Below are 12561 nucleotides of genomic sequence, written 5' to 3'. Positions count from 1 at the left end.
CTCCGGGCGGCGTTCCGACGAAGAACGATAACGCGGTCTGACTGTTAAACCCCGGCAGCCTCAAGCCGCGCCGCATGCTCGACAAACAGCCGCACCGGATCCGCACCTTTGCCGACCAGCCCCAGCGACTGGTTAACAATGTCGAAGTGATCCAATGGATAGTCATCGCCAATCACCGTGCCCAGATGCGAGCTGTACCGTCCGACCATCCCGTCGCACTGCCCCGGCTCGCGCACGAAGGTTTTCGCAAACAAGCGGCAACTTCGATTCGTCCCGTCAAACAGATTGCCGCCACGATCGGTCTTGCCCGGCTGCAACGTCCCCGACCACGAGTAATAGCGCACGCCGTTGACCTCTTCCGGCCCGTGCCCGCCCCACATCTCGGGCAAGCCCTGTGGATAACGCTGATTGAACAGCGCCACGCCCTCAGTGGTCAGCGATTGGTGCGAGGCGTGAATATCCACCGGCAGTTTCGGCCCGTGGTAACCGGTTTCCAGCAGCGCCATCAGCCAGCCGACAAAACGCAGCAACGCTTCCAGCAGCCGCCCCTTGGCGCTGTCCGCCGGGTAGTGTTTCTGCAGATAGTCAGCCAGCTCCGAGCCATGATTCGGCCCGGCCACCGATGTCACCGAAGCCACCAGATCCGGCCGTTTCGCCGCCGCATAGCGCGCCGTCAGCGAGCCCTGACTGTGGCCGAACAGGTTGACCTTTTGCGCCCCGGTCTCGCGCAAGATCTCATCAATCTGCGCCAGCAATTGCTCGCCGCGCACCTCTGTGGAGTTAAGCGGCGACACCTGCACCGCGATCACCGTCGCACCACCACGGCGCAACGCCTTGATGATGCCGTACCAGTACGGATAGAGGACCAGCCGGATAAACCCGAGCATGCCGGGCACCAGCACCAGTGGATAACGCGTCGACATGGGCAAACATCCTTGTGGTCGGTGAGTGGATGCAAGGTGTGCAAAACGCCCGCCAAGCATCCTCCCTGATGATGACAACTCAACCACCAGCCTACTTCAGGCCCACCACCCCCGCCACAATCAGCCCGACTGACAGCAGTTTGACCAGCGTCAGGCTCTCGCCGAGCAAGGCGAAACCGAGGAACACCGTGCCCAGTGAGCCGATCGCGGTCCAGATCGGGTAGGCGATGCTCACCGGCAACTCGCGCATCGCCAGTGTCAGGAAGTAGATCCCGCCAACCGCTGCAATCACCGTAATCACAGAAGGCCAGAGCCGGGTAAAGCCCTCGGCGTACTTCATGCCCATGGCGAAGGTCACTTCAAACCCGGCGGCGATCAGCAGGAACAGCCAGGCCACCTAAAACACCCGGGCGAGGTCGAGCAAACGCTGCTCGGTCTCGGCCACCGACACCGCAAAGGTGCGTTCGGCGGACTCTTCGCCCTCGGCCGCGACCACCGTGACGTCGTTGATGCCGATGAAACCCAGCGCCGTGCGCAACCATGGATCGGCGTGGTTCAAAGCTTCCAGTTCACCGCCCGGACCGAAGCCAAAACCGCCGCGACTGGTGACGATCAAGGCTTTCTTGCCCTGCAACAAAGGCGTGTACTGGGCGACACCGTTGTCCAGCGTGTGATCGAAGGTCAGGCCCAGACGCACGATCTGATCGACCCAGGCCTTTAGGCCGCTGGGGACACTGAAGTTGTACATCGGTGTGGAAATCAGCAGCAGGTCATGCTCGAACAACTCGCCGACCAGTTGATCGCTCAATGCCAGATCCGCCTGCATCGACAACGGACGCGCTTCAGGTTCCGGATAAAAAGCGGCAGCGACAAAGGCTTCGTTTACCGCCGGAATCAGCGCCCGGCCGACCTCACGGCGAGTCAGCTGCGCCTGCGGATGACGCACCTGCCAGGCACTGAGAAAATGTTCCGCCAGGCGCCGCGAGTGAGAGCGGTCACCACGCGGGCTGGCATGGATCGCAAGAATTTTGCTCATCTGAAACTCCTTGAGGCTAGACTTTGATGGCTGTGTCGCCTCAGATTGCAGGCGTCACGCCCAGGTCTCAAATGAGCAAAAATCAGTCGGGATGAATTCATTTCATCCTTGGAGTTTTAAATGTTCGCCTCGCTACCGCTGACCGCCCTGCGCGCCTTTGAATCGGCATCACGATTGCTGAGCTTCAAGGCTGCCGCCGAAGAGCTGTCGGTCACGCCTACGGCAATATCGCATCAGATCCGTTCGCTGGAAGACTGGCTCGGCGTCGCGTTGTTCGAGCGCCTGCCACGCCAAGTGCGCCTGACCGAAGGCGGCGAGCGCCTGTTTCGCAGCCTGCACGGTGCCTTACTGGAGGTGGCGCAAAGCGTCGACACCCTGCGCCCGCAGCGCAACGCCAGCACGCTGACGCTATCGACCACCGCCGCCTTCGCGGCGCTGTGGCTGGTACCGCGCCTCGGGCGTTTTTATGCGCAGCATCCAAACATCAACGTGCGCCTCGACACCCACTGCGAAGTCATCGATCTGCATCAGGACGCCAGTGTCGATCTGGTTTTGCGTTATAGCCTCGACGATTATCCGAACCTCTATGGCCTGTGCCTGTTCGATGAGTCGTTCGGCGTGTACGGCTCGCCCGAGCAAGTGGCACTGGCCGCGCGGCGCACGCCGACGTTGATCAGCGTGCGCTGGCACAACTCGAAACTGTATGCCCATGGCTGGGAGGCATGGTGTGCGAAGGCCGGCGAAAACTGGTTGAACCAGCAACCGGCAGTCCGCGAATACGATGAGGAGCACTACGCCCTGCAAGCAGCAATCGCCGGACAAGGGCTGGTGCTGGCGAGCAATATTCTGGTGTCGGAGAGCGTCACCAGCGGTTTGCTGCTGCCGTACAAGGGTGAGGTTCAAGTCGATGGCGCCGGGTACAGCGCGTTGTGCGTGCCGGGGCGCGAGCGGCATCCGCCGGTGCGGGCGTTTTTTGCCTGGTTGCGGGGGGAGGCAGTTTTGTCCGGGCTGGCGCCAAGATCGCAGCCTTCGGCAGCTCCTACAGGGGTTGCGTAAACCGATAAAACTTTTTGCAACGCTCATGACTCACAGCTTAGGTAGCGACCGCGTCCGCAGAACGTGGCGCCCATCGGATTAGCCTCCAGGAGATCGAAATGAGCGACGACCTGCATCTGTCAGATGTTCAAACACTGCGCGACCGCGCGCGCCAACACGTCGAGAACGGCGCCGTCACCGAGGGCTACAGTGCCGACCGTGAAGAGGTGCTGCGCTTGCTCAATGAATCGCTGGCCACCGAACTGGTCTGCGTATTGCGTTACAAGCGCCACTACTTCATGGCCAATGGCGTGAAAGCCCATGTGGCCGCCGAAGAGTTTCTCGAGCACGCCACCCAGGAAGCCCAGCACGCCGACCGCCTGGCCGAGCGCATTGTGCAATTGGGCGGCGAGCCGGAGTTCAACCCCGACATGCTGTCGAAGATGTCCCACGCGCAATACGTGGCCGGGGAAACCCTGAAAGAAATGGTTTACGAAGACTTGGTGGCCGAGCGGATCGCCATCGACAGCTACCGCGAAATCATCCAGTACATCGGCGAGAAAGACCCGACTACGCGGCGTATCTTCGAAGATATCCTGGCGCAGGAAGAAGAGCATGCCGATGACATGGCCGACATCCTGAACGACCTCTAAACCCTCTTAACCGCCTTCGCGAGCAGGCTCGCTCCCACATTCGACCGCATCCACATGAAGGAATGCGGTCCCCTGTGGGAGCGAGCCTGCTCGCGAAGGGGCCCTTGCGGGCACCAACTATTTGGTAGGTTTGACGGTAACCGGCGCCTTGCCCGCCTTCATCTGTTCCAGCAATGGCGCACACTGATTCGGCTCACCACCACTCGGCGCCACCAGCGCCAAAAGCCCCGCCGCCGGCGCTGCAATCACACCTAGAGCAACCATCCCCGCCCCGCGCAGCAGCAGCGGCACGGCCTTCACGCCCGCATCCGGCTTGATGAACTTGCCCCGCACATACAGCGGCGAACGCAGGGAAATCAAACGCCAGCCCTTGGATTCCGGCGTCACCGTCAGATCCAGTTGCTCGGTGGCCATGTTCGCGGTGCCGTCGATATAGATGATCGCGTTCTCGGTATCGAAGACAAACAACTGCGTGGTGGCCAGACCGGTCTTGATGTCGAAGTCCGCCGCTGCGCAGTTGATCTTCACTTCCTTGTCGCCAAAGATCTTGCCGACCACATAGTTACCGACGTTGAGCCCGGCCAGTTCCATCAGCTCACGACTGATCGCGCCATCGTTGATCAGCATCTTCAATTTGCCGTTGGCGCCGCCCAGCAGCTTGGCCACCGAGTTGCCGCGCCCGCTGATGTCGGCGTCGCCGTTGAGCTCACCGAAGCTGGTTTTCATCGGTTCGAAGGTAGGGAACAGTTCCTTGAGCTTGAACCTGCGAGCGGTCAGTTTCGCCCGGCCCTCGAGCGGTTCGGTGCGACCGTTGAGGCGAATCTGTGCATCGAGATTGCCACCAGCGACGCCGAAGCGCAGCGGCTCCAGGCTCAGTTCGCCGTCGTTGAGTTTCAGGTGGGTATAGAGGTCGTTGAACGGTAGTTTTTCGCTATGGACGATGCGCTTGCCGGTGAATTCGACATCAGCGTCCATCGCGCGCCAGCGATCAGTCTTGAACTCTTCTACCGGCAGCACCTTGTCCGCCGGTTGTTTGCTATCGCCACCGCGGGCCTTTTGCTTGTCATTGGAATCGGCGCCGATCAGGGGTGCGAGGTCAGCGAACAGCAGTTGATTGGAGAGCAATGCGCCGCTGAGTTTCGGCCGTGGCTGGCTGGCGACGTAGGTCAGGTCGCCATGGATGTCACTGCTGCCGATCTTGCCGTTGAATTGCTCATAGGTGAATTTCGCCCCGCCCTCATCATGCAACTTGGCGATCAAATGGCCGTCGGTGGCATACGGCGGCGTGTCCGGCAGGGTCACGCCGGTCAGTGGATAAAGATTGCCGAGGCTGGCACCGGCCAGTTTCAGACGCAGATCGAGGGCGCCGAGGTTGAGCGGATCGGTCAGCGTGCCGGCGAGTTCGATGCTGGTGTCGCCGATCTTCGCCTGCGCCTGCAACGGGAAGGGCTTGCTCGCGTCCTGCAAGGCGAGCAGACCGCCGATCTTGCCCTGCCCGCTGAGTTTCTCGCCGTGGTATTGACCTTTGACCTTCAAGGCAAACGCATAATCCTGCGGTGCGCCGCCCTTGTCCTGCGCGGTTTTCGCCGCTTTCGCACCAACGATATCGCTGTAGGGAATCGGCTTGCCCAGCGGATCGATCAGCACATCAAGATTGGTTTTGAGCGTCTGGTCGTCGAGGGTGACGTGGCCCTTGTCGAAACCGATGGCGCCGATGTCGACGACCCAATTCGACGGCTCAGCGTTCGGATCTTTCGGGTCGAACTTGAACGTCCAGTTGGCGCGGCCATCGGCCAGACGCTGCAGCTCGGCATTGGGTTCGGTCAGGTCGATGCGCGGAATCACTACCCGTTGCGCCAACAACGCCAGCGGCGAGATACGCAGTTCGACACGCTTGAGCGTGACCATCTGCGGTTTTTTCGACCAGTCCGGGTTGCCCAGGCTCAAATCCTCAGCGACCACATGCGGCCACGGCACCCACGCACGCCAGCCACCCTCGTCCGGCTCGCGCTGCCAGATCACCGCGAGGTTGCCATTGATGGCAAACGGTCGGTGCAGTTCTTCCGAGACTTTGGCGTTGAGCGGCGGTTTGATCCGGTTCCAGTCGAAGAACACGATGATCAATACCAGCACAGCCAGTAGCAGCACGAGGATGACGAAGGTCCAGCTGAAGATTTTTCCAGTGCGCGTCATGCACAAAGCTCCTGATCACGACCGCACGCAAAGACTGCGGCGCACGGCTGAAACGGCGGGCCAAAGCGGCCCTCATGAAATCTACGACTGGCAAACCAGCCGCAGGTTTAATCGAAAGGCCAATTACCGCGCAAAAAGCCGCGCGAAATCTGACCGATCAGTCGAACGGTGTTACCACGACCCGCACTTTTGCGAGGCGCGAGTGAGTCGAAAATACCCACCCCGGTGCAAAACCGTCGCCCGCAAAGGCCCGATCTAGAGCATCCCGGCAGAACAATCAATTCTGTTGATTATTACCATTGCGTTTATGAACTTTTATATCGACTTATCGAGAGTAGCATTGCCCTCGTACCCACTTTATCGCCCTCCCAAGGAGCAACCCATCATGAAACGCCAATTACTGCTTAGCCTTACCCTCTCGATGCTGGCCAGCACTGCGTTCGCCCTGCCGGCTGCCGATCAAGCTACTCCGCAAGTCAAAGACAGCCACTCGGTGTTCAGCCAAACCCTAGCCGAAGATGGCTACGACAAAACTCCACAAGGTCAGACCCTGGCTGAAGATGGCTACGACAAAACCCCACAGGGTCAGTCGGTAGCTGAAAACGGTCGCAATCGTCTGGAAGAAAAAGGTCTGGTCGAAGACGGCTACGACAAAACCCCACAAGGCCAGGCTGTCGCTGAAAACGGCCGTAATCGCCTGGAAGAAAAAGGTCTGGTTGAAGACGGCTACGACAAAACCCCACAAGGCCAGGCTGTTGCCGAAGGTGGTGGTGACCGTGTTATCGAACGCAATAGCGCTGTGAGCTGAGCCCATGGCGGCCCTGAAAAAAAGCCCGATCCCCCGATTGGGCTTTTGACTTTATGCACCATCGCTACAAATGAGATGCCAATTCCCCGCTGCCTCCCCCGCTGCCGTTCGACGCCGATAAAGCCGATTTGCTAGAGTGCGGCGCTTGTCCTGCCAAAGAACACACTCTGCGATGCTGCCCCGCGCCGAACAGAAACAACAGACCCGCAACGCCTTGATGGACGCTGCCCGCCACCTGATGGAAAGCGGCCGAGGATTCGGCAGCCTGAGCCTGCGCGAAGTGACCAAAACCGCCGGGATCGTGCCCACCGGTTTCTACCGGCATTTTGCCGATATGGACGAGTTAGGCCTGGTGCTCGTCAGCGAAGTCGGCCAGACCTTCCGCGAGACCATTCGCCTGGTGCGCCACAACGAATTCGTCATGGGCGGCATTATTGATGCTTCGGTGCGGATCTTCCTCGACGTGGTCAGCGCCAATCGCTCGCAATTCCTGTTTCTGGCGCGTGAGCAGTACGGCGGTTCACTGCCGGTGCGTCAGGCGATCGGGCGGTTGCGCGAGAACATCAGCTCCGACCTGGCTGCTGACCTGACGATGATGCCCAAGCTTCAGCATCTGGATGCCGAGGGCCTGAGCGTGATGGCTGACCTGATCGTCAAATCGGTATTCGCCACCCTCCCCGACATCATCGACCCGCCCGCCGAAGCCCTGCCGGAGCATCTGACGCCGCAGGCGAAGATCACCCAGCAACTGCGTTTTATCTTTATCGGCCTGAAGCATTGGCAAGGCCTCGGCAGTACCGAGTAACTCCCCTCTATCACTGACACACCATATCCCCCCTGTGGGAGCGAGCCTGCTCGCGAAAGCGTCGTATCAGCCAACATCTATATTGCTGACCCACCGCTTTCGCGAGCAGGCTCGCTCCCACAAGGGTCATGCGTCACGGCCTCTATTTGGTGCATGTAAAAACCTTCATGCACCAAAACCTTCCAAATCCCCGCAACATCTTGAAACATCCACTACGCTCCGACAGGGATTTCCTACATCTCGTCCGATTGGCAAGGCCCTTGCTCTAGCCAGAGTATTGTCCATAGCTGGAAGCTTTCCGATGCTGGTGATTCACCGCAGAATCGACCCTCAACCCGTCTGGGCCGCCGAGTTGCACCTGACCTTCGAAGCGCGGAGCAAAAGCCGTTTGCGCTGTTTCAGTGCCGAGGGCGAAGACGTCGGGTTGTTTTTGGAGCGCGGTCAGCCGCCGCTGTATGACGGCGAATGCCTACAGGCTGAAGACGGCCGCATCGTCCGCGTCTGCGCCCGTCCCGAGCAACTGTTGCACGTTACCTGCGCCAACGCTTTCGAACTGACCCGCGCCGCTTATCACTTGGGTAACCGCCACGTGGCTCTACAGGTTGGCGACGGCTGGCTGCGCCTGCTCGATGATTACGTGCTCAAAGCGATGCTTGAACAACTCGGCGCACAGGTTGAAGCCATTGAGGCGCCGTTCCAGCCTGAGCACGGAGCCTACGGCGGCGGCCATCACCATTCACGCCACGGTGACGAAGACTTCAATTACGCGCCGAAACTCCATCAGTTCGGCGTACGCCTGTGAATCCGGCCTGGGCGCTGCTGCGCCTGGCCAGTCCGCAGCTGCCGATTGGCGGCTACAGCTATTCGCAAGGTCTGGAAATGGCTGTGGATAACGGCCGCGTCAACAATCCGGACAGCGCCCGGCGCTGGATCAGCGATCAGTTGCTGCTCAACCTCGCACGCTTCGAAGCGCCGCTGTTGCTTGCGCATTGCCAGGCGGCGGCGGATGAACAGTGGGCTGAATTACAGATCCTTTGCGAAAGCCATCGCGCCAGCCGCGAGACCCGCGAGTTGCATCTGGAAAGTCGGCAGATGGGCTATTCGTTGCAGCAGTTGCTCAATGGCTTGCCAGAACTCGACGCATCCGCCCGCCGCTTTCTCGATCAATGCCCTGAACCGCATCTGGCCCTGTGCTGGGCGCTGGCCGCACGCGCCTGGGGGATCAGCCCGCAGGATGCCCTCGCCGCGTGGCTGTGGAGCTGGCTGGAAAACCAGCTCGCCGTATTGATGAAAACCCTGCCGCTGGGCCAGCAGGCCGCCCAGCGCCTGACCAGCGAACTGCTGCCGCTGCTGCAACAAGCGCAGCAAGACGCCAGCCGAATCAACCCCGAACACATGGGCAGCGCCGCGTTCGGCCTGTCCCTGGCGTGCATGGCCCACGAGCGCCAGTACAGCCGCCTCTTTCGCTCTTAGGAGAAACAACCATGAACACCCAACCTCTGCGCGTCGGCATCGGCGGCCCGGTCGGTTCCGGCAAAACCGCGTTGACCCTGGCCCTGTGCCTGGCGCTGCGCGAGCGCTACAACCTCGCCGTAGTCACCAACGATATCTATACCCGCGAAGACGCCGACTTTCTGGTGCGCAACGAAGCCCTCGCACCGGAGCGGATCATCGGCGTGGAAACCGGTGGCTGCCCGCACACGGCGATCCGCGAGGACGCCTCGATCAACCTGGAAGCGGTCGATCAACTGAACCGGCGTTTTCCGGGGCTCGATCTGATTCTGGTGGAATCCGGCGGCGACAACCTCTCGGCGACCTTCAGCCCGGAACTGTCCGACCTGACCATCTACGTGATCGACGTCTCGGCCGGCGACAAGCTGCCGCGCAAGGGCGGGCCGGGCATCTGCAAATCCGATCTGCTGGTGATCAACAAGATCGACCTCGCGCCGCTGGTGGGCGCCTCGCTGGAAATGATGGACAGCGACACCAAACGCATGCGCAACGGCAAGCCGTTCGTTTTCAGCAACCAGAAAACCGGTCAGGGCCTTGAACAAATCATCGCCTTCATCGAACGCCAGGGCCTGCTGACCGCAGCCTGATTCACTGATCAACAAGGAAGCTTATTCATGACACTCAAACGCATTCTTGGCGCTGTGGCGCTGCTGCTGACTCCGGCATTGGCCTTCGCTCACCCGGGGCATGGCGATAGCGGGCTGGTGGCCGGCATCAGCCACCCGATCGGCGGCCTCGACCATTTGCTGGCAATGGTCGCTGTCGGTCTGTGGGCCGCGCAGCAGCAAGGCGCAGCGCGTTGGGCGCTGCCGTGCACATTTGTCGGCACCATGCTGATTGGCGGCCTGCTCGGGTTTGAAGGGCTGGAATTGCCGGCGCTGGAAAGCGGGATTGCCGCGTCGGTGCTGGCGCTGGGCTTGGCCGTGGCACTGGCGGTGCGTCCGCCGTTGGTCATGGCGGTGGTGGCGACGGCGGTGTTTGCGTTGTTCCACGGTGTGGCGCATGGCTTGGAGCTGCCGGACATGAGCAGTCCATGGGCGTATGCGGCGGGTTTCGTGGCTGCGACAGCAGCGCTGCATGCAGCGGGTTATGCCGTGGTGCGTTTCCTGCCTCGGGCGGCTGCGCCGTTGGTGCGCTTGGCCGGAGCGGCTTCGGCAGTGACTGGGGCCTGGTTGCTGGCCGGCTGATCTTTTAGCGCCTGCACTGGCCTCTTCGCGAGCAGGCTCGCTCCCACAGGTTTTGTGTACGCTGCAAATCCACTGTGGGAGCGAGCCTGCTCGCGAAGGCGGTCTGACAGACACCACATCGCTCAGGCCGGTCTCTCTGCTACCATGTCGCGCAATCGCCCCAGCCCGTGACGACGTCCGCCCATGCCCCATGCTTCCCGCTCCACCTCCCTGCCTGAATTGACCGCCCTGTTCGGCGACGTGCAACAGCACTTCGTCAACGTCATAGTGCCGCTCTGGCAAGGCCCGGGCTGGAACGCCGACATGGCGCTGCCCTACGAGGCGCTGGACGCCGCGCATCAGCCGCTGCCACCGCAGCGCTATCGGGCGATGGCCTGTGCGCGGCAGCTGTATCTGTTTTCCAGTCTGATCGGGGTTGTGGATAACGCTGAAGTCCGCGCCGCGGCGCTGTTCCGCTCGCTGCAACGGTACTTTCATGATGCCGAGCATGGCGGCTGGTTCTACAGCATCGATGCGCTGGGCAAGCCGCTGGATCAGCGCAAGGATCTCTACACCCACGCCTTTATCCTGTTTGCCTGCGCGCATTACTGGGCAAAGTCCGGCGATCCGTTGGCTGAGTCGACGTTGAATGCGGCGCTGGAAATCATTGGCCGGCGCTTTGCGACCGGTGATGGCTTGTACGAAGCGTGCCTGGAACGCGACTGGATCACCCTGCAAACCGGTCCGCTGCAAAACCCGTTGATGCATCTGGCCGAAGCGTTTCTCGCCACCCTGGCGGTTCGCGAAGATGCCCATACGCAAAAGGCATTGCTGGAGTTATGCACAGCCATGCACAGGCAGTTCGTCGATCCGCAATACGGCGTGCTGATGGAGAAGCCGCTCGGCGCTGTGGATAACTGGTATGAGCCGGGGCATCAGTTCGAATGGTATTTCCTGCTCGAATCGTCAGCGTTGCTGCGGGGTTCGAAACTGCATGCGGCGCTCGACCGCGCGTTTGCCTTCACCGAGCAATACGGTGTGGTGCAGTCATCCGGCGCGGTGCGGGCGATGCTCGATCTGGAAACGAATGGACGCCCGCGCGACTCGACTCAGCGGATCTGGGCTCAGGCGGAATATCTGCGCGCGCTGACCTTGCGTCAGGGCAGTGAGGCGGTGGTGCTGCGCCAGTTGCAGGCGTTGCAGCAGCGGTTTCTGCATGCGGGTGGCTGGCATGAGTGTCGGGATGAGTTGGGCGAAGTGAGCCGCAAGGACATGCCTTCGACTACGCCTTATCACTTGGCGACTTGCTATAGCGGCTTGGCTGAATATCTTCGCTGACTGACAAATAGCTTTCGCGAGCAGGCTCGCTCCCACAGTTGATTTGTGCAGTTCACAAATAGTGTGTTCAACGCTATTCAATGTGGGAGCGAGCCGGCTCCGGGCGGCGATCCGACGAATGGCCGTTACGCGGTCGCTAGGCGATCCACTTCTTGTCCCCGGTAAAGCTGATGGTCAACCAGCGCGCCGCATCCGGCTTGCCCAGCTTCGCCGAAATCTCCTCGCGCAACGCATCCAGCTGTCCGACATTGCTCAGTGCATAATCCGCCGGCAACACCACATGAATCTCGATAAACCGCGCCCGCCCGTGCTTCTGCACGTACGACACGTAATCGTCGAAACCATGCTCGGTTTTCGCCGCGTCCATTACCTGTCGCACCTGATCATCCAGCGTGTCCGGGGCAATCCCCAGTACATCGCGCAGCGCCGGGCCAAGGATCTTGAACGCTGGTGGCAACATGGTCAGCGCCAGCACGATCAGGATCAGCGGGTCGACATACACCGCCCACTGTCCATAACCCTGAGACTTGAGCAGCAGTGCCGCAAGGAAGCTTATCAACAGGCCCACGGACAGCATCGCGTCCACCAGCCAACTGATGTTGTCGAACTGGATCAGGCTGGATTTAAGCTTGCGGTTACGCCGACGTACGTAGAAGAAATAAGCGAATTCGACCACGGTAAACACCGCGGCATAAATGATCACCAACCCCAACTCGATGTCGCGGCCACCGTTGATGATGCCGAACACGCCGTTGAGAAACGCGTAGATCGCGATCAACATCAGGAAGCTGCCTTCGATCAGCAGCACCATCGGCTCCAGGTGCCAGAAACCGAACTGGAAACGGTGGTTGCTTTCCTTGGCGATCAGCTTGGCGGTGATCAGCATCAGGACTTTGATGAACGTTGCGATCAGCGAGAAAAAACCATCAAACAGGATGGATTGCGAACCTGAAACAAAACCGGTGACGATCCCGGCAATCGCCACGGCCAACATCAGAATGGTCGATTGTTTGAGCAGTGCCTGCTCACCTCGGTTACTCACTTTGACTCCTCGAAAAACCTTGAAAACCGCGGGGTGCGGTTGGGTTGTTG

At 60.6% G+C, this 12561-nt stretch carries 14 protein-coding genes; 9 read left to right on the top strand and 5 right to left on the bottom strand.

Going from position 1 to position 12561, the window contains the following annotated elements:
• Positions 1-44: 44 nt before the first annotated feature.
• The 3 genes from HU718_RS03910 to HU718_RS03900 all read right to left on the bottom strand — a co-directional run bounded on the left by HU718_RS03910 (position 45) and on the right by HU718_RS03900 (position 1959).
• Positions 45-923 carry an esterase/lipase family protein gene (locus HU718_RS03910; RefSeq protein ID WP_186612874.1) on the bottom strand — a complete coding sequence of 293 codons (879 nt, stop codon included), beginning with the start codon at positions 921-923 and terminating at the stop codon, positions 45-47.
• Between the two features lie 91 nt (positions 924-1014).
• A complete protein-coding gene (locus HU718_RS03905) occupies positions 1015-1320 on the bottom strand; it encodes a DMT family transporter (protein ID WP_134175805.1) in 306 nt (101 codons plus the stop codon).
• On the bottom strand, positions 1321-1959 hold the full coding sequence (locus tag HU718_RS03900; protein ID WP_186612876.1) for an FMN-dependent NADH-azoreductase: 639 nt from the start codon (positions 1957-1959) through the stop codon (positions 1321-1323). It abuts the gene before it with no gap.
• 120 nt (positions 1960-2079) lie between these two features.
• Here HU718_RS03900 and HU718_RS03895 point away from each other — a divergent pair, with 120 nt between their 5' ends.
• Positions 2080-3015, top strand: a complete 936-nt coding sequence (locus tag HU718_RS03895) for a LysR substrate-binding domain-containing protein (protein ID WP_186612878.1) — start codon at positions 2080-2082, stop codon at positions 3013-3015.
• Between the two features lie 98 nt (positions 3016-3113).
• Positions 3114-3647 carry a ferritin-like domain-containing protein gene (locus HU718_RS03890; RefSeq protein ID WP_016985396.1) on the top strand — a complete coding sequence of 178 codons (534 nt, stop codon included), beginning with the start codon at positions 3114-3116 and terminating at the stop codon, positions 3645-3647.
• 117 nt (positions 3648-3764) lie between these two features.
• Here the strand turns inward: HU718_RS03890 and HU718_RS03885 are convergent, their stop codons facing one another.
• The gene (locus HU718_RS03885; protein WP_186612880.1) at positions 3765-5840 is read right to left on the bottom strand and encodes an AsmA family protein; all 2076 of its coding nucleotides are present in this window, start codon (positions 5838-5840) and stop codon (positions 3765-3767) included.
• A gap of 385 nt (positions 5841-6225) precedes the next feature.
• Here HU718_RS03885 and HU718_RS03880 point away from each other — a divergent pair, with 385 nt between their 5' ends.
• The 7 genes from HU718_RS03880 to HU718_RS03850 all read left to right on the top strand — a co-directional run bounded on the left by HU718_RS03880 (position 6226) and on the right by HU718_RS03850 (position 11469).
• Entirely contained in the window at positions 6226-6648 is a 423-nt protein-coding gene (locus HU718_RS03880; RefSeq protein ID WP_016985394.1) for a hypothetical protein, read from the top strand.
• A 172-nt stretch (positions 6649-6820) separates the two neighbouring features.
• The gene (locus HU718_RS03875) at positions 6821-7453 is read left to right on the top strand and encodes a TetR family transcriptional regulator (protein ID WP_077570695.1); all 633 of its coding nucleotides are present in this window, start codon (positions 6821-6823) and stop codon (positions 7451-7453) included.
• A gap of 301 nt (positions 7454-7754) precedes the next feature.
• Positions 7755-8255 carry an urease accessory protein UreE gene (ureE, locus tag HU718_RS03870; RefSeq protein ID WP_008087160.1) on the top strand — a complete coding sequence of 167 codons (501 nt, stop codon included), beginning with the start codon at positions 7755-7757 and terminating at the stop codon, positions 8253-8255.
• Positions 8252-8926, top strand: coding sequence for an urease accessory protein UreF (locus HU718_RS03865; protein WP_186612882.1), 675 nt, complete (start codon positions 8252-8254; stop codon positions 8924-8926). Before ureE ends, HU718_RS03865 begins: the two co-directional genes overlap by 4 nt.
• 11 nt (positions 8927-8937) lie before the next feature.
• On the top strand, positions 8938-9552 hold the full coding sequence (ureG, locus tag HU718_RS03860) for an urease accessory protein UreG (protein WP_007915910.1): 615 nt from the start codon (positions 8938-8940) through the stop codon (positions 9550-9552).
• Between the two features lie 27 nt (positions 9553-9579).
• Positions 9580-10152 (top strand): HupE/UreJ family protein, encoded by a 573-nt coding sequence (locus HU718_RS03855; protein ID WP_186612885.1) that lies wholly within the window; start codon positions 9580-9582, stop codon positions 10150-10152.
• A gap of 183 nt (positions 10153-10335) precedes the next feature.
• Positions 10336-11469, top strand: a complete 1134-nt coding sequence (locus HU718_RS03850; protein WP_186612887.1) for an AGE family epimerase/isomerase — start codon at positions 10336-10338, stop codon at positions 11467-11469.
• A gap of 136 nt (positions 11470-11605) precedes the next feature.
• Here HU718_RS03850 and HU718_RS03845 read toward each other — a convergent pair whose 3' ends face one another.
• Positions 11606-12511 carry a cation diffusion facilitator family transporter gene (locus tag HU718_RS03845; protein WP_186612889.1) on the bottom strand — a complete coding sequence of 302 codons (906 nt, stop codon included), beginning with the start codon at positions 12509-12511 and terminating at the stop codon, positions 11606-11608.
• Positions 12512-12561 lie beyond the last annotated feature (50 nt).

The organism is Pseudomonas tensinigenes, from assembly GCF_014268445.2.
Lineage (GTDB): Bacteria > Pseudomonadota > Gammaproteobacteria > Pseudomonadales > Pseudomonadaceae > Aquipseudomonas > Aquipseudomonas tensinigenes.
The sequence above is the reverse complement of the archived record's forward strand: the minus strand, read 5'-3'. Positions and strand labels throughout refer to the sequence as shown.